This is a genomic window from Gordonia sp. SGD-V-85 (genome assembly GCF_001456905.1).
Taxonomy (GTDB): domain Bacteria; phylum Actinomycetota; class Actinomycetes; order Mycobacteriales; family Mycobacteriaceae; genus Gordonia; species Gordonia hongkongensis.
In genome coordinates this window covers 65,717-85,652 of sequence record NZ_LNQO01000009.1, presented here as the reverse complement: position 1 = coordinate 85,652, position 19,936 = coordinate 65,717, and the positions used below count along the sequence as shown (strand labels likewise).

The window sequence follows — 19,936 nt, the reverse complement described above, 5'->3', positions numbered from 1 at the left end:
CGATCTATCGCGTGTCCTTGCGCAGCGGGTGATCGGCGGGGATCTGGACGACGATCAGGGTCCGGCCGTCGGGATCGGTCGCGTGCATCTCGATGAGACCCCACGGCTCGGTGCGCGGCTCGCGGGTCACGGGAACGCCGCGGTCGCGGAACTCGTCGGCGACGGCCTCGGCATCCCGGACCTGAAGCCAGAGAACCGAATCGCTGGACGGGGCCGGCTCGTCGGTCTTCATGTGCGACGAGATCTCGATGAGCCCGTTGCCGGCGAAGAACACGACACCACCCGGATACTCGCGGTGGACCGGCAGACCGAGCCGCTCGCGGTAGAACGACTGCAGGCGTTCGGGATCGGCCGAGAGCAGGAGCACCCGGCTGGCCAGGACCTCCATCTACTGCCCCTCGGTGGTGCCGGCGGAGCCGCCCAGGGCGTGTCCGCGGTTGAGGTCGCTCCCGTGGCTCGCGGCCTCGTACGCGGCCCGTTCGCGGGCCAGCCGTTCCGTCTCGCCGATGGGCGTCGAATCGCCGAACGCGAACGCGGAGCCGTGCGGCCACTCGTGCGGGAGGTCGGGGTCGACGATGCGCCCGTCGTCGTCGATCGGCTCGGGATCAGAACTGGGGGACATGGGTTCCACGATAGGCCGAACCGGGCGCGGTGCGCGGGATTCGGGAGCGGCCCGACCGTTGCGCGATCGTGCGGTCGTCGCAGTACAAACGCAAGGTCGGCGGCCTACCGTTGTCGTCGGGGTCGGGCGTTTCGTACGCGATCACCGGGAGGGATCATGACCAGCATCGAGCACCGGACCGAGCACCGAGACTTCGCCGAACCCGACGAGGTACGCACCTTCGGGCACGGGCAGGTGGAGCTACTCACCGTTGGGACGTCGGACATCGGCCGGCTGACCCTGGAACCGGGCTGGCGATGGTCGGTCGACGTCAAACCGATCGCCGGTACCGAACTGTGCGAGGCACCGCACTTCCAGTACCACGTGTCCGGGGTCATCCACGTCGTGATGGCCGACGGCACCGAGTTCGACGCTGGGCCGGGATCGATCACGTCCCTGCCCTCCGGGCACGACGCCTGGGTGGTCGGCGACGAACCCGTGGTCCTCGTGGACTTCTACGGTGCCAGCAACTACGCCAAACAGCAGGCCGGGTGACGACCGACCACGGCCCGAACCGAACCCGTCACGAACCGCGCCGCGAGAACCCGCCCGAGGTGTAGCCGTCCCAGGTGTCGAAGAGCCGCAACACCTTCGGGTCGCCGAGGCTCTTGATGTGGTCGGCCAGGTCCTTGGGCGTGGCCGGATTGGTGACGATGAACGGGTGCAGCGACGAGTCGTGGTCGGCCAGATAGCGGAGCGTGTCGGCCGGGGTGTCGGGGTCGGCGGCCGCCAACGCGTCGCGCGGGTCGAAGGCGGCGGCGCGGACGCCGTCGGCGCCGGAGAGGTCGGTTGAACCGTCGGGTGCACCGACCACTGCGATGTCGCCGGTGTTGTGGTAGTCGACCGGATCGGCGGAGACGCTGCGCGTGTTCAGCAGGAGGTTCAACACGATCGCGGTGAGCGCACCCGCGGAGATCCCCGAATGGAAGATGGTCTGGAACCAGTCGGGGAACTGGGCGTAGAGATCCAGGACCACGTTGACCGGCGCTTCGCCGAGTTCGCGGTCGGTGTAGTAGATCTTGGCTTCGGTCAGCATGGCGACACCGACGGAGATCGCGACGACCAGGATGTTGGTGTTGTTCAGCTTCGCCTTCGCGAGCGTCCGGATGCCGCTGGCCGCGACCATCCCGAACAGAGCGACTCCGGCCCCGCCGAGCACTGGCAGCGGTATGCCCTCGACGACGGCGGCCATCTTGGGCAGCAGGCCGAGGACCACCAGGATCACGCCGGCGCAGGTCGCGACGTGGCGGGTCTTGACCCCGGTGATCGCGACGAGGCCGACGTTCTGCGCGAAGGCCGTGTAGGGGAACGTGTTGAACACACCGCCAAGGGCGGTGCCCAGGCCGTCGGCGCGCATTCCGTCGGCCAGCTTGCGCGGGGTGATCTTCTGGTCGACGATCTCGCCGACGGCGACGATGTCGCCGGTGGTCTCGGTCATGATCACGACGCCGACGATGATCATCGAGATGATGGCGCTGACCTCGAAGGTGGGTGCGCCGAACTGGAACGGCTGCGGGATGCCGACCCACGGGTACTCGCCGACCTGATCCCAGTGCGTCATGCCGAACGGGATCGCGATCAGGGTGCCGACCGCCAGGCCGAGCAGGATCGACACCCGGCGGATCGCCGCGGGGGCGAATCGTTCGATGCCGATGATGACGGCCAGGGTGAGGAATCCGAAGGCGATGTTCTTCGGGTCGCCGAAGTCGGGGCCCGCGGCGGTGCCGCCGCCGAACCAGCCGGCCGCCACCCGCATCAGGGACACCCCGATGATGAGGATGATCGTCCCGGTGACCAGCGGCGGGAAGAAGCGGATCAGTCTCCCGACGATCGGTGCGACGGCGATCATGAACAACCCGCACGCGATGACCGACCCGTAGATGGTGGTGATGCCGTACGAGGTCCCGATGGTGATCATCGGGCCGACCGCGGCGAAGGTGACGCCCTGCATCAGCGGGAGTCGGACCCCGAACCGCCAGAACCCCACGGCCTGCAAGATCGTCGCAATGCCCGCCACGAACAGGTCCGCCATGATCAGGTGGACGATGTCACCCTGCTCGAGTTGGCCGGCACCGACCATCGCGCCGCCGACGATGAGGGGTACCGCGACGGCCCCGGCGTACATGGCCAGGACGTGCTGGAGGCCGAGCGGGAACAGCTTGATGAACGGCGGGATCTCGTCCACCGGATGTGCGGCGGACCTTCCGTTCTTGACTACATCGAGAACCGACATGGTCGTCAGTTCTACGGTTCGCACGTTTCCGCGAAGGCGCGAGCGTGTATCCGCGACGTTTCCGCCAAGATATATCCGTGATGGCCACCGCCTCCCGCCGCAGCGCGGGAATCCTGCTCTATCGCCGGACGACGTCGGCCGACGGTGCCGCTGCCGTCGAGGTTCTCCTGGTGTTCCCCGGGGGTCCGATCTGGGCGCGTAAGCCGCACGCGGGGTCGTGGTCGGTGCCCAAGGGGCTCGTCGAACCGGGCGAGGACGAGTGGGCCGCCGCGCGACGTGAGTACGCCGAGGAGATCGGGAGCCCGGTGCCCGACGCCCCGCCGATCGAACTCGGCGAGGTCAGGTTGAAGAGCGGCAAGAGGGTGATCGGATTCGCCGTGGAAGGCGACCTCGACGTCGTGTCGGTCGTCAGCAACACGTTCGAGCTGATGTGGCCACCGCGGTCGGGACGGATGCAGGCGTTCCCCGAGATCGACCGCGCCGAATGGTGTTCCGTCGATCTCGCGCGGACCCGGCTCAACCCCGCTCAGGTTCCGTTCGTCGACCGTCTGCTCGAGGCGCTGGGGTCCGCGGACCCGGCGTCACCGAGGAGGTAGGTGCGCGTCAGGTCTCGCCACAGCGGGAGATGCGGGTCGGTCAGCGGGTCGCGCCGGTCGATGAGGTAGGTGGTCGCCGCGCCGCGCATGCTCGTCAGGAGCAGCGGGTAGAGGGCGGCGTAGCGCGGCGACGCGGTCAACTCGGGACCGAGGAACCCGGCGACCGCGCGCCGGACGGTCTGGCCGATCTCGCGTTCGGTGGGGAGCAATGCCGTCCGCAGATTGGCATTCGTCCGCGCCGCGACCCACAACTCCATCGACGCGACGAAGTACGGCTGGTGGAACGTCGACCACCCGACGTCGGTGGCCAGCGCGATGCGCTGGACCGGATCGGCCGGCCATTCGACGTGGCTGGGCAGTTCGGCGATGCGGGTGCGGGCGAGGTGTCCGACGGCCGCCATCAGCAGGACGTCCCGCGACGGGTAGTGGTGCAACAACCGGCCCCGGCTCACGCCCGCCTCGTTCTGGATGGCGACCGTGCTCGCGGCGGCGTATCCGCGATCGACGAGGACTCGGATCGCGGCATCGAGGATGCGGGTCTGCGTGACCCCGCTGCGTTGCTGCCGCGCGCGCGGGGCGCCGTAAGAGGTGGTCACACGTGGATCGTAGTTCGGCGCGGCGCGGATGACCCGCGGCCTCACACGTCGAGGATGTGCGGGAGACCCGCGCGGTAACGATCGCGGTCGATCTGTTTCAGCGGCTCGAGCATCGGCAGTTCCCAGAGCGGGAAGACGGTCGCCGCGCGGGCGGGGCTGTCGGCCGCGGCGATGATCGCGTTGGTCACCCGGCGGCCGGATTCGTTGGCGCCCTCCATCGTCGCGAGATCGATGTTGCTCCGGACGTGGTCGCCGCCGATGAACAGATTCGGAATCGACGTGTAGGCGTTCGGCCGGTTCTTGTACGAGCCGGCGGTGTTGACCATGAGCGGTGTGGCGTTGGCGATGGACGGCGACCAGGTGATCCCGGGGTCGAGGGACCAGGTGACGATCTCCTCCGAACGCAGGAGCTTCCGGGCCCCCGAGTTCATCGCTCGGCTCATCTGGGCCCACACTTCCCGCGCGATCTCTTGCCGGGTGCACTGTTTGGCGGGTTTGCCGTAGAGGATGCCTGGCTTCTCCCACTCCGAGATGTCAATGGACAGACAATCTTTCACTCGCCCGTCACCGTAGGTGCGCGCGAAGTCGACGTTCCAGGGGCGGGCCTGGAACAGGCCGGTCAGAGCCCAGGGGGTACCCAGCGCGGCGATGTGGCTCGGCGGCATGTCGGCGCGCCGGGACAGGAAGTACTGGATGCCGACCATCCAGTCGTCCTTGAGGGCGTGGATACCGGCCAGCGACGGGTCGGCCGTGACCAACTCGGGCGACAACAACGGACGGAGGCGATCGATGGGCATCGCGGCGACATACCAATCGGCATCGACCGGGGCGCCGGAGGTGAGTTGCGCTCCACTGATCCGGCCGCGCGTCAGATTCAGTCGCGCCAGGCCGGTCCCCATCTCGAAGCGGACGCCGCGACCGCGGAGGTGGGCCACCCACGGGTCGATCCACGCATGATTGGTGGGGCGGTTGAGGATCCGGTCGACGCCGCCGTGGACGAGCCCGGCGTCGTATCCGCTGATCAATCCGGTCGCCGAGGTGGCCAGTGCCAGTCCGATCTGGCCGATCGTCCGTGCCGACGCGGTGTCGGGTTTGGCGGCCACAAGCGCTCGCGTGAGGGCGCCCACGAGATATCGCTGATACGCCCGTGACTTGCCCTTGGACTTCACGAACTGCATCCAGGACTGGTTCTCCCACTGGCCGATTCGACGTTCGGTGCAACTGGTCGCGATGATCAGCTCGCGGGTGACGAAGAACGCGAGTTCGGGAGGCGGCACATCGACGACGAACTTGAGTCCGGTCATGAACGCGTTGCGCAGGTTGTCCAGCGTCACGATCTCGTTCGCGTGTTGGACGAAACCCATGATCGATGCCGGGGCGGTGGTCGGGGCATACCCGGCGTCGTCGAAGGCGACGACCGCCGACTCGACGTCGATGAGGTGACGGTCACGAACGTTGCTGTTGCCGACGGGGATTCGCTCCATGGTGTCCGGCAGGTGCTGGTAGCAACCCGGGAAGAACCGGAAACCGTGCTCGCCGGGGAGAGCGAGGCGACCACCCCGTGCGGTGCCGGGGACATCGTGGCTGTAGGCCTTGCCGCCGAGGCGCGACGGCTCGTAGACCGTGACCCCGAAGCCGCGCTCGACGAGTTCATGCGCCGCGGACAAGCCGGCCATCCCGCCGCCGAAGATCGCGACGTCGCGGCCGCGACCGGCACCGGAGCGGGGCACCGCCCGCGCCGAGGGGACCGTGACGCCCGGTAGGGCCACTGCGGTACCCGCCAGGACTGCGGCGGCAGCCGATCCGCGCAGCATGGACCGACGCGGAAAGCTGTTCGGCGAGTTGCTTTTCGAAGTGAAAGTGGCGTCCGACATCCCCATGACCCCTTTGTCGACGACTGTCCGCGACGGTAGAGAACAGTCAGCGTTGACTTATCTGCTGTGATGTCTACCACAGCGTTAAAGTGGGTCGGACGGTTTTGACGAATCGTCTCACGGGGTGCTCCCACGCGCCCTGCGGCTGACTACGACGGTTCGCGGCCGGTGAGGGTGCGTTGGCGAAAGTACTCGTGCAAACCGTCGAAAACGGCATCGGAGACCGACAGGGTGTGTTCGTCGTCGCCGATGAGGGAGAGGCCGCGCAACACGACATCGAGGCCCGGCGCTTCCGGCGCGTCGTAGCGGTCGTCCTCAATGTCGGCTTCGTGGATGATCTCTCCGATCGCCCACAGGACCGGGTCGGTGAGTTCGTACCGTTTCAGGATCGTCTCGAACGTGCAGTCGCCGTCATGATGGCCCAGTTCGACCCCGCGCATGTCGAACGGCGTTGCGTCCGAGGGGACTTCGTCTGCGCTGGTGACGAAGACGAACTCCGCGGTGGGATCGACGTACCGGCGGATCAGCCACGCGCACGCCGCCCGGTCGATGTGTACGCCGGCCCGGGTCGCCCACCTCACGACGGCCTCGCCGGTTCGGTCTCGAGGAGTCGGTCAGCCAGTGTGCGAAGTGCGTGTCGGGCGGTCTCGCGCGACTCGGTCGGAAAGTGGTCCCGTCGGGTGATCTCACGGAACCTGCGACGCAGGACGTCGAGCTGTTTCGCGGGGTCGGCATGGTCTTCCGCCTGCTGCGCCTCGACGACTATCTCCGCGTACTCGGCTCCGCGGGCCGACTGGAGTTCGGCGCGGATGCGTTCGGACTCGGCCGGGTTGGTGGGCGCGGCCGACCAGACCTCGCCGGATCCGCCTGCGCTGACCGCGTCCTCGGCCACCCACTCGAGCTGTTCGCGGGTCCGGGCGCTCGCGGGAAGCAGTACCACCCCATCGGTCAGCTGATAGGCGCCGCACTTCCGGAGTTTGCGCCAGATCGCGATCCGCGGCGTCGACGGCTCTCGGGGAACCCGATACACGAGCATCACCCAGTCTTCGGACACTCCAGCACCTCCTCGGCATGCCATCCGATCATGCACCAGCGGTCGATGTCGTGACCCGCCGCTCACCGCGCGTTCAACCCTGGACAATCTGATTGTAACCGTGGTTGCATCTGCTGGGAGCCGCACGATCGCGGCGACGCGGGCACGTTGGTGCGGCGTGGTGGAAGGGGTGCGAGTGGCGATGTCGGAGAGATCCGGTCGACCCGGGAGTTCGGATGCGTCGAGACGTGCGGACAGTCCGCCGGAGGCCGAAGGGTCGGCGGCCGTCGAGTCGGGTGACCACGTCGACCCGACCGCGGGGGTCTCGCTGCGGACCGCGACCCGCGCGTGGTTCCTGATCTCGCTGCAGACCTTCGGGGGTCCCGCGGGTCAGATAGCGGTGATGCAGCGAGCACTGGTCGACGACCGGCGCTGGATCGGCCAGCGCCGGTTTCTCCACGCCCTCAACTACTGCATGCTGCTGCCCGGGCCCGAAGCCCAGCAATTGGCCATCTACGTGGGTTGGCTGCTCAACGGAACCGCCGGTGGGCTGATCGCGGGCATCCTGTTCGTCCTGCCCGGGGTGATCGCGATACTCGGGCTGTCGGCGATCTACGTCGCCTTCGGCGCGACGACCATCGTGGCGGCCCTGTTCGCCGGCATCGGCCCCGCGGTGCTCGCCATCGTCGCCCAGGCGGTCACGCGGGTGAGCACACGGGCGCTCACCGGGCCGGTGCAGATCGCGATCGCGGTCGCTGCGTTCATCGCCCTGGCGGTCTTCGCTGTCCCATTCCCGATAGTCATCGCTGTGGCCGGCGTCCTGGGCTGGCTGACCGGCCGCCGTGTCGTCGCTGCCCAGAAGGAGGTCGCCGACGACGGGCCCGCGCCGATCATCGCCGACGACGCGATCCACACGGCATCCCCGAGCTGGCGTCGCGCCGGGTTGGTGCTCGGTGTCGGTGCGCTGGCCTGGATCATCCCGATGGGCATCGTCGTGGCGACCACGGGGACGGGCAGTGTGTTCACCCAGCAGGGCACGTTCTTCACGTGGACCGCCCTCATCACCTTCGGCGGCGCCTACGCCGTCCTGGCCTACATCGCCCAGCAGGCGGTCGAGGTCTACGGCTGGGTCACGCCGGGTGAGATGGTGCGCGGACTCGGACTCGCCGAGACGACCCCCGGCCCTCTCATCATGGTCGTCCAGTTCGTCGCGTTCCTCGGCGCCTATCGCGATCCGGGCGGTCTCGACCCCTGGGTCGCGGCGACCATCGGCGCACTCCTGACCACCTGGGTCACGTTCGTGCCGAGTTTCGTGTTCATCTTCCTCGGCGCGCCGTTCATCGAGAAGCTCCGCAACAACCGGCACCTGACGTCCGCGCTGAACGGCGTCACCGCCGCGGTGGTCGGCGTGATCGCCAATCTCGCACTGTATTTCGCACTGCACACGCTGTTCCGGGACACCACGGTCGTCACCGCCGGGCCGTTGCACCTCGCGGTCCCGCATCTCGACACCCTGCGTCCGTTGGCCGTGGTGATCACCGTGATCGCCTTCGTCCTGATCTATCCGCTCAAGCAGTCGGTGCTCCGGACCCTCGGCATCTGCGCGGTGCTCGGCCTGCTCGCCGCCGCCGTCGGCCTGCCCCTGACCTGAACGACCCTGACCTGAACGGGTGTCCTCAGGGCACGAGGAACGGGCGGATCCAGTCGGGCGAGACATCACGGGCGACGCCGGCCGCGGTCTCGTCGTCGACGTCGACGAGTGCGTAGTGCTCGGCGCCCGCCGCGGTCGCGAGAATCAACGTGGTGACGCCCGCCCGGCGCTGGAACAGCGACGTACGGCTGGCCCAGCCGATCACGCCGTCCCGGTCGACGACGATGCGTTGCCGCGCGACGCTCGGCGGTGCGATGACCACCGAGCGAGAGGTCAGCCGATGCCCGAGGTGCCGGGCGCGGACGACACCGAGCGCGGTCGAGCCGAGAACGGCGATGACCCCCACCGCCAGCCATGGCGCCGGGAGGGCGCGCGTGAGTACCGCGACGCCGATGACGACGAGCACGACTGCGCCGGACAGGAATCCGCGGTTGATCCGACGCCGCCCGGCGGTGACGCCGTGTCCGACGAGCGGCGTGGTGAGCTCGGTGCGTTCGTCGGTGACCAGACCGGCGACGCGCATCGCCTCGTCGATCGGTGCCGGTGGGAGCAGTAGCGGGTGCTTGGTGCTGCCGGTGGCGATCGCCTGCAGGCGAGCGCCCTTGAGTGGGCGCATGAGGACCGGCTCGGTGAGGTGACTGCCGCGGATGCGCCGTTCGTCGAAGCTGATCGCGTTGGTGGTCAGCAGTCCGCGTTCGGTGCGGAGGGTCCCGTCGGGATGGCGGAGGAGCCGGAAGTTCCAGTAGTTCAGGACGTACCCCAGGACGGACAGGATTCCGCCGACGACGATCACGAGCAGACAGGCACCCAGCACGACGAGTCCGATTGCGGTCTCGCGGATGGAGTCGACGGCATCGCGCGCGAATCCGATCCCCTCCGCGAATACCCCGGCGTCGTTGGCGATCTGCGCGGCGAGGCCGGCGGCGCCCGCCGCCAGTGCGAGCCCGGCGACGGAGAAGGGGGAGTAGCGCAGCCACGAGGTCTGGAACCGCGCCAGGACCGTGGGGTCCTCGGCCGCCACCGGGGCGGTCGGGTCGTCGGGGTCGGTGCCGGCGGGCGCCGACGGTCCCCGGAGGGTGCGCGTGGCCATCAGATTGTCGTGCAGCGCCCGCGCCTCGTCGACGGTGAGTGCGGTGAGGACGACCGCCGACGACTCGTCGTCCCCTCCGGTGCCGATCTTGACCTTCTGCAGTTTCAGCACGCGGTGAACCGGGGACGCGGTGAGGTCGACGCTGCGGATGCGGTCCCGGCGCGCGGTCGCGACCTTGCGTGTGACGAGCCCGCTGCGCACCCGGACGTGCTCATCGGTGACCTGGTAGCGCGTGGTCAGCCAGGGCACCACCGTCACGAACGGCACGATGACCGCGGTGGCGATCAGGGTGAACAGCGGCGCACCCGAGCCGGCGAAGACCAGCGCGATCACGACCGGGATCAGTGAGGGCAGGAGCTCGACGGGTTTGACGGCCATCATCCACGGCGACAACCGGTGCCAGTCCTCCGGCCCGTCGACGGCGAACGGCTCAGGTTGCGTCATCGGTGAAAGCCTGTGTGCGGATGGTCAGATCGGCGGCGGTCGTCCGTGCGACCTCCGCGTCGAGACCGGCGATGTGGATCGTCCCGGCCGACGACGCCGTGGTCACGGTGAGGGTCGCCAGCCCGAGGAACTGTTCGATCGGCCCGGCCTCGGTGTCGACCACCTGGATTCGGGCGATCGGGATGATCACGCGGTGCCGGACGAACCAGCCCGATTGCGAGTACACCGCGTCGTCGCTGACCTCCCAGCGGTGAAAGCGGTAGCGCCACTGCGGGACAACCGCGACCCAGGCGACGGTCACGACGACCACCGCGACAGCGGCGAGCACCGCGATCCATCGCGCCTGGTCGACGACGACGGCCACCAGGACGGCGGCGACCACACCCAGGACCCCGAGAACGAGCGGGCCGATGCGCCACAGGGTCTTGGCGCGTGGATCGACACTGTTGACCGGGTCGCGCAGGGCCGGGTGCACCGGCACGGTCGGATCAGATGAGGGGTCCATTGCCGCCAGTCTAGGGGTGGGTTGCCCGGCGCTAGGTGACCGTGATGCCGCCGTCGACGGGGAGCGTCTGGCCGGTGACGTATCCGGCTGCGGCCGAGGACAACCAGATCGCGGTGGCGGCGAGCTCCTCGCCGTGTCCGGTCCGGCCGAGGAGTACCCGGGGCATCTGGGAGTCGAGATATCCCGGTTGGTAGGTGTCGGTCATCTCGCTCTCGAAGAACCCAGGGGCGATGGCGTTGACGCGAATGCCCTTGCGCGCGCCCCATTGCTGGGCCAGGTCGCGAGTGAGGCCGATGACGCCGGCCTTGCTCGCGGCGTACGCTGCCTGCGGCAGCCCGGCGGTGGTGATGCCGAGGATCGACGAGATGTTGATGATCGAGCTACCCGGTTGCATCACCCGCCCGCAGGCCTGGGCCATCCAGTAGGAGCCGTTCAGGTTGACGTCGATGACGCCGCGGAACTGCTCGGGGGTCTCGCGGGTCGCCGGGTACGCGGTCCCGACGCCGGCGTTGTTGATGAGCACGTCGACCTTGCCGAAGGTCTCCATCGCGGCGTCGACGACCCGTTGACACTGCTCGGGGTCGGCGACATCGGCGGGGACCACCAGCGCCTTGCGGCCCAGTTCCTCGACGGCGGCAGCGGTGTCGGCGAGCTTCTCCGCCCGTCGCGCGGCGAGTACGACATCCGCGCCGGCTTCGGCGAAACCGCGGGCGAACGAGACCCCCAGCCCGGACGAGGCGCCGGTCACGATGACCACCTTGCCGGTGGTGTCGAACAGATTCATCACGGACATCGTTGTCTCCCTTGAGTACTCAGCACGGTGACCGACGCGGGGCGCCGGTCGAGTCGGAATCGGCGTCAGAACCAGGACGGTTCGACGTCGAGGGTGGTGCGGTCGAGTGCGGTCAGCAGATCGAGCTGTGGGCCGGTCTTGGGTAGTTCATACCGGAAGAAATACTGTGCCGCAGCGCGTTTGCCGTCGTAGAAGTCACCGGTTCGGCCGTCGGCGGCGAGGAGTTGTTCGAGCCAGATCCAGGCGATCACGATGTGGCCGGCCGTCTCCAGGTAGATCGTGGCGTTGGCCAGCGACAGCTTCGGGTCGCCCGCCGACCAGATGTGCGCGGTCACCTTCACCAGCCGGTCCACCACCGCGTGCAGCGTGTCGGCAAGGGTGTCGAGTCCGTCGACAGTCCGTGCGCGGGCGACGGTGGCCTCGATCGTCTCGGCCAGCGCGGCGAGACCGGCCCCGCCCTGCATGATCACCTTGCGCCCGAGCAGGTCCAGGCCGTGGATGCCGTGGGCGCCTTCGTGGATCGGGTTGAGCCGGTTGTCCCGGTAGTACTGCTCGACGTCGAATTCGCGGGTGTAACCGTATCCGCCGTGGACCTGGATCGCGAGGCTGTTCGCCTCGAGACACCACTGGGAGGGCCAGCTCTTCGCGATCGGGGTGAGCACCTCGAGCAACAGGTTCAACCGGTCGCGTTCGGCGGGGTCGGTCGTGGTGGCCGCCTCGTCGACGAGGGTGCTGCAGTACAACCCGAACGCGAGAGAGCCTTCGACGTAGGACTTCTGGGCGAGCAGCATGCGACGCACGTCGGCATGTTCGATGATCGGGACCGGTTTGGTCGACGGGTCCTTGTGGTCGACGGGTCGGCCCTGCGTACGCACCTTCGCGTAGTCGAGCGAGGCCCGGTACCCGGCGTAACCCAGTGCGGTGGCGAGGAATCCGACGCCGATGCGCGCTTCGTTCATCATGTGGAACATGTAGGACAGGCCGCGGTGTTCGTCGCCGACGAGGTAGCCGACAGCGCCGGGAGCGGAGCGAGCGGGCTGATCGTCCACAGCGCCGGGAGCGGAGCGAGCGGGCTGATCGTCCACAGCGCCGGGAGCGGAGCGAGCGGGCTGATCGTCCACAGCGCCGGGAGCCGTCTGGGTGGAGTCGGCGCCGAAGGTGCCATCGCCGAAGTTGAGCAGGGTGTTGGTGGTGGCGCGGTTGCCCATCTTGTGGTTGAGGCCGACGAGCGCGACGTCGTTGCGTGTTCCGTCGGCGAGGTATTTGGGCACGATGAACAGCGAGATGCCCTTGACGCCGGGGCCGCCGCCGGGGATCTTCGCCAGGACGAGATGGACGATGTTCTCGGTGAGTTCGTGGTCTCCGCCCGAGATCCACATCTTGGTGCCGGTGATGCGGTAGGTGCCGTCGCCGGCGGGTTCGGCCTTGGTGGTGATGTCGGCCAGCGACGAGCCGGCCTGTGGCTCGGACAGGCACATCGTGCCGGAGAAGCGGCCTTCGACGAGGGGACGGACCCAGGTGTCGCGCTGCTCGGGGGTGGCGTACTCGGCCAGCAGGTTCGCGTTGCCGACGGTGAGGAAGTTGTACGACGACATCGCGGCGTTGGCGGCCTGGAACCATACGGCGGAGGCCTGGCGGATGACGGTGGGCAGCTGCATGCCGCCGAGTTCGTCGTCGAAGGAGGCCGAGATGAGACCGGCCTTGCGGTACTCGGTGAGGCCGGCGACGATCTCGTCGGGCAGGACGACCTTGCCGTCGTCACCGATGTAGGGCTCGTTGGCGTCGCCGATCTTGTTGGCGGGTGCGAAGCACTTCATCGCGATGTCGGCGCTGAGTTCGAGCACGGCGTCGAAGGTCTCCCGCGAGTGTGCCGAGAAGCGTTCCCGCGAGGTCAGCGTCTCGACATCGAGCCATTCGTAGAGCAGGAACTCGAGGTCCCGCCGGGACATGGGTGTGGTCATCGCACTTCCTCGTCGTTCAGGTGGGCGGACGCTGGTACGCGGATGTGTCCGTCGCCCGTCCATCATGCCCCGGCACGCCGCGCCCGCGTGCGAGACCCCGGCCCGTTCGTCACACGGTGCGGCAGGGCGTACGTCTCACTATGAGACGACGACGAACCCGCCCGGTGCGATGCGCGCACTGGGCGGGTACGGGGGAGGAGCTGCTAGAGCTCGGTGTCGGGGGTGGCGAACGACCCGGACGGAAGCAGCGGATCGTTGAGACGCTGGGCGTACTGGTCGAAGTAGATTCGCGCGATCAGCTCGCGCCGGCTGCGGACGCCGGCCTTGTCGAAGATCGATTTGAGGTGGTCCTGCACGGTGTAGGCGGAAACGTGCAGGGCGGTGGCGATGTCCTTGGTGGCCACGCTCTGCAGCACCATCTGGGTGACGTCGCGTTCACGGGCGGTGAGCCCGAACGCCTCGACGACCAGCGGGATGATCTCGGGCGGGCGGGCCTCCTCGATGGTCACCACGACCTCGCCGACCCGGCCGTCGGCCGACGACAGCGGCGACGCGTGGATGACGAGCCACATGCCCGACGCCCCGCGCACCCGGAGGCGCGGCGGGACGGAGGACTCACCCGAGCCGTAACGGCGTGCGGCTCCGATCAGGCCGTAGATCGGGTTCATCACCGCCGCGCCGTTCGGACCGGACGCGAGGTCGGCGATGCGCTCCTGGCTGCCTGCGCTCATCTGCACGATCTCGTTGCTGCGGTCGATGATCAGCACCGCCGGGCCGTGGCCGGTCGGCGGTGGCGGACTCGGCGCGTCGACGGCGGCCGGGGCGGCGGCACTCGCCCCGCCGGCGACCACACTGCTCAGCAACCCCACGCGCACGCCGTAGGCGAGAGTGCGCGACAGCGAACCCAGGAAGTCGATCTCGTCGGCGTCGAAGGGCCGGCATCCGGCCCCGCTGCGGAACATCGCGATCCCGGCCCACGCCCGGTCCCCGTCACGCAGCACCAAGCGGGCCTCGTCGTGGAAGCAGTATTCGGGAATCATCAACTGCGACATCCGATTGGACCGTTCGGTGGCGCCCCGGTTGAGGAGGTTGAGTCCGACCGCATCGCGTTTGGCGGCCACCATCTCGCGGTAGGCCGTCGGCTCGACCTGCCCGTATTCGAGGAGACCCCAGTCCGGGTCCCGGTGATCCTCGCCGAGCAGTGACCCGTACTTGCGGGCGCTGGTCAGCAGGACGGTGTTGGGATCGAAGGTGCCGATGCACACCGCGTCCACCGGTATCGCGCGACCCAGCGAGGCGACGGTCTCGGCGAAGAAATCGTCGAGACCGAGGCCGGCGTGGGCCACGACCTCGATGTCGCGGCGCACACGCTCGGCGGTCAGACTCGATGTCATTCGACAATTGTGGGCGTGAGCTGCGCGGATGTCTATCCCACAATAGTGGGGTCCCCCGGACGGAGGACACCGGCCGGATCGTGGCGTCGTCGGATGGTCTCCAGGCGTGTCCGCTGGTCGGTCGACCACAGCGCGTCGCGTTGGGTTGCCGTCCGCCCGGAGAAGTTGAGCAGCGCTCCACAGGAGTGGGCGGCCACCGCGTCGGTGACGGCCGCGAGATGCTCACCGACCTGTTCGCCCAGCGGGCCGGCGGGTACGCCGATGGCGAGGACGGAGAACGCGCCGTCGCGTCCCACGACGGCGTTGGGTACGCGCTGCGGCGACCGCAACCGGCCACCCAGGAGACGGACCTCGACGATGGCCAGCGGGCTCGCGACCTGCGGCCCGGCTACCGCGAGCAGCGCGTCCACAGCAGACGCCGGGAAGTCGGCGAGTACGCAGCCGCGTTCGGCACTCGGCATCGGCCCGGGCGGGTCCATGTGTACCGCGTCGAGCGCAGCGGTCGGGAGGACGTCGATGTTCTCCAGGAGGATCGGACCCGCCGACCGCATCGGTGCGAGCAACGCGGCGGCGGTGGCCGGGTCCCCGGTGTGGGTGTAGCGGACGTGCACGGCGAGCTGACCCTGCAGGGGCGGGGGCAGGTTGGGGTCCGGCGGGAGGCGGAGGATCGCCACCGAGGTCCCGGCCTCCTCGGGCAGGGAGGGCGCCCATTCGCGCCAGGCGTGCAGGACGTCGGCGGCCGCCGAGCCGGCGAAGAAGATCCCGCCGCCGTAGACCGTGGGCAGATCGAAGAGCTCGAACTCGAGTGCGGTGACGATGCCGAAGCCGTCCCGTCCGCCGAGCAGCGCCCAGAACAGGTCCGAACCCGCGGATGCGTCGACCGTGCGGACGAAACCGTCGGCGGTGACGAGCTCGATCGACCGGACATGATCGGCGGCATAACCGAACTGACGACCCAACGGACTCAGTCCGCCGCCGAGTGTGTACCCGACGACACCCACCGACGACGACGAGCCGACGAGCCCGGTGAGGCCGTGCGGAGCGGTCGCGGCGACCACATCGCGCCACCGCGCACCGGCTTCGACGCGCGCGGTCCTGGTCACCGGATCGACACTCACCCCCGCCATCCGAGACGTGGTGACGACGACCGTGCCGCGCCCCTCGATCGGCGATCCGTGCCCGGTCGCCCGCGCACCGACCCGCATCCCGTTCGAGCGCGCATATCGCACGGCGGCGGCGACGTCGGCAGCGTTCGTCGCCCCGACGACCACGTCAGCGGCGGGTATCGCCGCGAGGTTGAAGCCGGTCAGTTCGGCGGTGTAGCCCTCGTCGGCCGGGGTCAGGACGGGACCGCTGACCGCCGAGAGCAGGGCGTCGAAGTCGGTGAAGTCGATGGGTTCGGAGGTGATGGACACGATGCTTCCTTCGTAATGATCTGCGGATGAACGGGTTCGAGCGTCGGTGCTGCTGTGGTGGGCCGCCGGACTCGGCAGCTCCATGGGACTCAGAGTGGCCGACGCCCTTTTGTTCCCGCCATCCCTCGAACGCGGGAAATGCTCGCGCCAGAGTTCTGGGTTCGTGTGCGTCCCAGAAGTCTGGGGGCGGTCAGTCGACCGACCCTCGCTCGCTGGTTGAGCCGGCACCGAGCGGAGCCGCCGGGCCGAGCAAGCGACGAAGGAGCGCGTCGAGGTCGAGGCGCCGAGTCGAAGCCACTTGGTGACCTGACCCCGCTCGTTGAGCCGGCACCGAGCGAAGCGACCCCCTGGTTGAGCCGGCGTTGAACCTCCGCTGGTTGAGCCGGCACCGAGCGGAGCGAGGCGCCGAGTCGAAGCCACTTGGTGACCCGACGCCGCTGTACAACCCCCTGCAGACCCAGCGCCCCACGCACGGCAGGTTGCGGATTCGGACCGGGGAAGCGAGTTCGCGCGGGATCTTCAGTCCACTTCAGACTCGCAACTTTCCACCCAGAATCCGTAACGGATGTGACTGAAGTTCACCACTGTCAACGATCCACACACAGTCGACGGGAGTCGACGCACAGTCGACGAAAAACGCTGCACAGTCGACAGTTTCGCGATCTCTGAGCCTGTGGAAACTCCTCGTAGTCGAACCAATGTTCCGGTGCCTTGGAGTCATGCCAGAGCTCGCCACTCTCCTCGAACAACTCAGGCTCTTCTGACCCTGAAGTGGGCTACTTTTAGCGAGCCTAATGCACGCAACGCCCAGTCTCGCTTAGGTTTTGACTTGCGAAGAAAAAGACCTAGAGGAGTGGGCGTTGCGCACTGTCAGAGTACTGCAGAAGTTGCTTGGAATCGAGCGTGCCCGTGTCGTGGGTGTCAGGTTCGATGAGGATGATCGCGGGCACGTCATGGTGGCGACACTAGAACTGCACAAGAACGCACGATCACGGTGTCCGCAGTGCAAGAAGCGCTGCCCGGGTTACGATCAGCCGCCGGCACCGCGGTTGTGGCGGCATCTGGATATGGGCGGCTGGCGGTGTTTCCTCGAGCTGCCCGCGACGCGTGTGCGGTGCCCTCGCCATGGTGTGAAGACTGAGTTGGTTCCGTGGGCACGTCCGGAAGTGAAGATGACCAGGGCGTTTGACGACACCGTCGCGTGGATGTGTGCGCACGCCCCGATGACCGCGGTGAGCGCCTACCTGCGGGTCTCCTGGCGGACGGTGTCTCGTATCGTCGAGCGTGTGGTCGACGATCATGTCGGACTCACCAAACGCTTGAACGGGTTGCGGCGCATCGGTATCGATGAGATCGCCTATCGCAAGGGCCGCCGGTACTTGGTCGTCGTGGTCAACCATGACACAGGGCAACTGGTGTGGGCTGGTGAGGGCGCCAAGAAGGCGACCATCGAGCGGTTCTTCGATGAACTGGGTGATGTGCGAGCCGGCGAGATCACCCACATCAGTGCTGATGGCGCCGAGTACATCGGTGCGGTCCTCGCCGAGCGGGCGCCGGGAGCGTACTGGTGTATGGACTCATTTCATGTGCTGCAGTGGGTCAATCAGGCGTTGGATCGATGCCGGTCTCGGGTGATGAGCCGGATAGCTGGCTTGTCAAAGGTGGAACGCGGCCGATTGAGGTGGGCGTTGTTGAAGAATCCTGACAACCTCACCGAGAGTCAAGAGCGGCTGCAGTCCATCGTGGTCGCCGATGCCAACAGTGTGCTGGCCCGTGCGTATCAGATGAAAGAAGAAATAAGGCACATACTTTCAGGTGCGTACTCCTCATGTTGGGCGCCGTTGCGGCGCTGGTTGAGGAAGGCAGAGGCCTGCGATATACCCGAGATTCCGCACCTTGGCGCCGAGTATCCGTAAACGAGAGGTGCAAATCTACAACGCGGTCACGTGTCAGATGAGCAACGCTCGAGTCGAGGCGACGAACTGCCATCTGCGGTCATTGACAAAGCGGTCATACGGATTTCACACTCCCGATGCTTTGATCGCGATGGCCAACCTCACCAGGGGCGGCGCATGCCCGGAACTCCCACATCGAAACTGACCGAAAACCGCCCACTTTCAGGTCAGGAGATCCACAGGGTCGCGCCCAGCCCGCCCGCCGACGACCCAACGGGCAGAGCAACATTCGACGCCCTCGACACGTGGCGACTGATCCGCAACCCTGCCGACCACCAGATCATCACCCACGCAGCACAACTCGACGAACTCGGCGTCGCGCAGAAAGCCGGCAGCACCACCAAGAAACTGCTGATCGAGTCAGGGCATGCCCCGGCCGCTGCTCTTCGCACCATGCGAAGCGTCGACGCCCTACCCGCGCTGCCCGCACTTGCCCGTCACGCCGCTGACGGGAGACTGGCCGGCGAAGTAGTCGACGCTATCGTCCGAGGCATGAACCAGATCGACAAGCGTTGTGGTGAGGCGCTTTCCGGCGGTGAACGCTCCCAATACGAGAGCGAACTCATCGCACAAGCGTTGTCCGGCGCGACCCCGACACAGATCCTGAAACACGCCCGCGCGATCGCCAACGCTCTCGCCGACGCCTCCGACGCCGGTGTACCGGCAGCCGACGACACGTCTCTGAACACGGTCAATGCACACACCACCGACGACGGCCGCGTCGAGGTCCGTGCCGACCTCACCCAGTTGGTCGGTGAGAAGTTCCAGGCCATGATCGACGAACGGTCCTGCCCACGGCCCGAACCCGACGGCGCCGAGGATCGCCGCACCGCCGAGCAACGCCGCGCCGACGCCTTCGAACTGATCCTCGACCAAGCCGCGATTGGCGCGAGCATCGACACCGTCGGAAGCCCACGCACCCAGTTGATGCTGACGATCCCCGCGACCGGAGACCTGGCGACGCTGCCGTGGACCGGATCGGTCAGCCAAGTGACGGCGAAACAGGTCTCCTGCGACGGATGCCTGACCGAGATCATCCTCGACCGTGAGGGCGTGCCGCTGCAGATGGGCCACACCCACCGCTTGTATCCGGCACACCTCCGCAAGGCGATCATCGTCCGCGACACCTGCTGCATCAAATGTGGTGCGCCGCCGTCACATACACAGGTCCACCACATCCGGTCATGGGCCGACGGCGGACCCACCGACCTCGACAACGGCTGCCTGCTCTGCCAACGCTGCCACACCCAGGTCCACCACCACGGCTGGGACATCGTGATGGGATTCGACCGTCATCCCTGGCTCGTCCCACCCGCCAGTATTGATCCGCACCGCCGACCACTACCCGCCTACAACCGACGCACCATGCGACTCGACGACGCCGCCTGAGCACTGCCGCCACAGACCACCAGACTTTCGCGTAGCACCTTCCGCACCCGGAATCCGTCCGGGATCGCAACCGTACCTTGACAACTCCACAGTGATGTCCCTCCATGCCCTGTTCCCGCTGCGATCACCTTCGGGAACGGGGGTTACGGACAACGCAAGAACGGCCCCGCTCACCGGCAATCGACCCGCGAGACACGCTCCGTAGCGGTTCACTGCTCGACCGCGACCACCTGGCCGCCCCGCCGATCACCCAACCGGGTTCGGGTTCATGGCAAACGTCGAGTCGGCGCGCTGCGATTCGTGGCTCGCCTGAGAGCAGCCTGGGTCGGCCGCATCCACAGCCGGC

General features: G+C 67.8%; 17 protein-coding genes and 1 pseudogene. 5 read left to right on the top strand and 13 right to left on the bottom strand.

Annotated features, from left to right (window positions below):
* Positions 1–4 precede the first annotated feature (4 nt).
* Entirely contained in the window at positions 5–388 is a 384-nt protein-coding gene (locus tag AS181_RS12625) for a VOC family protein (RefSeq protein WP_058251932.1), read from the bottom strand.
* Positions 389–622 (bottom strand): hypothetical protein, encoded by a 234-nt coding sequence (locus tag AS181_RS12620; protein WP_058251931.1) that lies wholly within the window; start codon positions 620–622, stop codon positions 389–391.
* 156 nt (positions 623–778) lie between these two features.
* Between AS181_RS12620 and AS181_RS12615 the strand changes: the two genes are divergently transcribed.
* Positions 779–1,156 carry a cupin domain-containing protein gene (locus tag AS181_RS12615; RefSeq protein WP_058251930.1) on the top strand — a complete coding sequence of 126 codons (378 nt, stop codon included), beginning with the start codon at positions 779–781 and terminating at the stop codon, positions 1,154–1,156.
* A gap of 28 nt (positions 1,157–1,184) precedes the next feature.
* On the opposite strand, the gene AS181_RS12610 is transcribed toward AS181_RS12615, so the two are convergent.
* Positions 1,185–2,894: a nucleobase:cation symporter-2 family protein gene (locus tag AS181_RS12610; protein WP_058252021.1), complete on the bottom strand. Its 1,710-nt coding sequence runs from the start codon at positions 2,892–2,894 to the stop codon at positions 1,185–1,187.
* An 80-nt stretch (positions 2,895–2,974) separates the two neighbouring features.
* On the opposite strand from AS181_RS12610, the gene AS181_RS12605 reads away from it, so the two are divergent.
* Positions 2,975–3,490, top strand: a complete 516-nt coding sequence (locus AS181_RS12605; RefSeq protein ID WP_058251929.1) for an NUDIX domain-containing protein — start codon at positions 2,975–2,977, stop codon at positions 3,488–3,490.
* Here the strand turns inward: AS181_RS12605 and AS181_RS12600 are convergent.
* From AS181_RS12600 to AS181_RS12585, 4 genes are all read right to left on the bottom strand, one after another.
* Positions 3,421–4,086 carry a TetR/AcrR family transcriptional regulator gene (locus AS181_RS12600; RefSeq protein WP_058252020.1) on the bottom strand — a complete coding sequence of 222 codons (666 nt, stop codon included), beginning with the start codon at positions 4,084–4,086 and terminating at the stop codon, positions 3,421–3,423. The genes AS181_RS12605 and AS181_RS12600 overlap by 70 nt on opposite strands.
* 41 nt (positions 4,087–4,127) lie before the next feature.
* Positions 4,128–5,900 carry a hydroxysqualene dehydroxylase gene (locus AS181_RS12595; protein ID WP_435083029.1) on the bottom strand — a complete coding sequence of 591 codons (1,773 nt, stop codon included), beginning with the start codon at positions 5,898–5,900 and terminating at the stop codon, positions 4,128–4,130.
* 209 nt (positions 5,901–6,109) lie between these two features.
* Positions 6,110–6,541, bottom strand: coding sequence for a chromate resistance protein ChrB domain-containing protein (locus AS181_RS12590; protein WP_058251927.1), 432 nt, complete (start codon positions 6,539–6,541; stop codon positions 6,110–6,112).
* A complete protein-coding gene (locus AS181_RS12585) occupies positions 6,538–7,014 on the bottom strand; it encodes a Chromate resistance protein ChrB (RefSeq protein WP_058251926.1) in 477 nt (158 codons plus the stop codon). The genes AS181_RS12590 and AS181_RS12585 overlap by 4 nt, the downstream gene beginning before the upstream one ends.
* 175 nt (positions 7,015–7,189) lie before the next feature.
* On the opposite strand from AS181_RS12585, the gene chrA reads away from it, so the two are divergent.
* The gene (chrA, locus tag AS181_RS12580) at positions 7,190–8,644 is read left to right on the top strand and encodes a chromate efflux transporter (protein ID WP_058251925.1); all 1,455 of its coding nucleotides are present in this window, start codon (positions 7,190–7,192) and stop codon (positions 8,642–8,644) included.
* A 25-nt stretch (positions 8,645–8,669) separates the two neighbouring features.
* Here chrA and AS181_RS12575 read toward each other — a convergent pair whose 3' ends face one another.
* The 6 genes from AS181_RS12575 to AS181_RS12550 all read right to left on the bottom strand — a co-directional run bounded on the left by AS181_RS12575 (position 8,670) and on the right by AS181_RS12550 (position 16,246).
* Complete coding sequence (locus AS181_RS12575; protein ID WP_058251924.1) at positions 8,670–10,178, bottom strand: PH domain-containing protein; 1,509 nt, start codon at positions 10,176–10,178, stop codon at positions 8,670–8,672.
* Positions 10,165–10,683, bottom strand: coding sequence for a PH domain-containing protein (locus tag AS181_RS12570; RefSeq protein ID WP_058251923.1), 519 nt, complete (start codon positions 10,681–10,683; stop codon positions 10,165–10,167). Before AS181_RS12570 ends, AS181_RS12575 begins: the two co-directional genes overlap by 14 nt.
* A 31-nt stretch (positions 10,684–10,714) precedes the next feature.
* Entirely contained in the window at positions 10,715–11,476 is a 762-nt protein-coding gene (locus AS181_RS12565) for an SDR family NAD(P)-dependent oxidoreductase (RefSeq protein ID WP_058251922.1), read from the bottom strand.
* Positions 11,477–11,541: 65 nt separating this feature from the next.
* A complete protein-coding gene (locus AS181_RS12560) occupies positions 11,542–13,437 on the bottom strand; it encodes an acyl-CoA dehydrogenase (protein WP_058251921.1) in 1,896 nt (631 codons plus the stop codon).
* Positions 13,438–13,640: 203 nt separating this feature from the next.
* Positions 13,641–14,831: a helix-turn-helix transcriptional regulator gene (locus tag AS181_RS12555; protein ID WP_058251920.1), complete on the bottom strand. Its 1,191-nt coding sequence runs from the start codon at positions 14,829–14,831 to the stop codon at positions 13,641–13,643.
* 32 nt (positions 14,832–14,863) lie between these two features.
* Positions 14,864–16,246, bottom strand: a complete 1,383-nt coding sequence (locus tag AS181_RS12550; protein ID WP_058252019.1) for an FAD-binding oxidoreductase — start codon at positions 16,244–16,246, stop codon at positions 14,864–14,866.
* An 860-nt stretch (positions 16,247–17,106) separates the two neighbouring features.
* Here AS181_RS12550 and AS181_RS12545 point away from each other — a divergent pair.
* Positions 17,107–18,346: pseudogene (locus AS181_RS12545) on the top strand (ISL3 family transposase).
* Positions 18,319–19,590 carry an HNH endonuclease signature motif containing protein gene (locus AS181_RS12540; RefSeq protein ID WP_082652930.1) on the top strand — a complete coding sequence of 424 codons (1,272 nt, stop codon included), beginning with the start codon at positions 18,319–18,321 and terminating at the stop codon, positions 19,588–19,590. The pseudogene AS181_RS12545 and the gene AS181_RS12540 overlap by 28 nt, the downstream one beginning before the upstream one ends.
* Positions 19,591–19,936: the final 346 nt, after the last annotated feature.

What these genes read in the sequence shown, in the direction of transcription:
- AS181_RS12610 (WP_058252021.1), bottom strand. Translation starts at nt 2,894, where the DNA reads ATGTCGGTTCTCGATGTAGTCAAGAACGGAAGGTCCGCCGCACATCCG.
- AS181_RS12615 (WP_058251930.1), top strand. Translation starts at nt 779, where the DNA reads ATGACCAGCATCGAGCACCGGACCGAGCACCGAGACTTCGCCGAACCC.
- AS181_RS12540 (WP_082652930.1), top strand. Translation starts at nt 18,319, where the DNA reads ATGCCCGGAACTCCCACATCGAAACTGACCGAAAACCGCCCACTTTCA.
- AS181_RS12570 (WP_058251923.1), bottom strand. Translation starts at nt 10,683, where the DNA reads ATGGACCCCTCATCTGATCCGACCGTGCCGGTGCACCCGGCCCTGCGC.
- AS181_RS12565 (WP_058251922.1), bottom strand. Translation starts at nt 11,476, where the DNA reads ATGTCCGTGATGAATCTGTTCGACACCACCGGCAAGGTGGTCATCGTG.
- AS181_RS12625 (WP_058251932.1), bottom strand. Translation starts at nt 388, where the DNA reads ATGGAGGTCCTGGCCAGCCGGGTGCTCCTGCTCTCGGCCGATCCCGAA.
- AS181_RS12605 (WP_058251929.1), top strand. Translation starts at nt 2,975, where the DNA reads ATGGCCACCGCCTCCCGCCGCAGCGCGGGAATCCTGCTCTATCGCCGG.
- AS181_RS12555 (WP_058251920.1), bottom strand. Translation starts at nt 14,831, where the DNA reads ATGACATCGAGTCTGACCGCCGAGCGTGTGCGCCGCGACATCGAGGTC.
- AS181_RS12595 (WP_435083029.1), bottom strand. Translation starts at nt 5,900, where the DNA reads ATGCTGCGCGGATCGGCTGCCGCCGCAGTCCTGGCGGGTACCGCAGTG.
- AS181_RS12560 (WP_058251921.1), bottom strand. Translation starts at nt 13,437, where the DNA reads ATGACCACACCCATGTCCCGGCGGGACCTCGAGTTCCTGCTCTACGAA.
- AS181_RS12575 (WP_058251924.1), bottom strand. Translation starts at nt 10,178, where the DNA reads ATGACGCAACCTGAGCCGTTCGCCGTCGACGGGCCGGAGGACTGGCAC.
- AS181_RS12620 (WP_058251931.1), bottom strand. Translation starts at nt 622, where the DNA reads ATGTCCCCCAGTTCTGATCCCGAGCCGATCGACGACGACGGGCGCATC.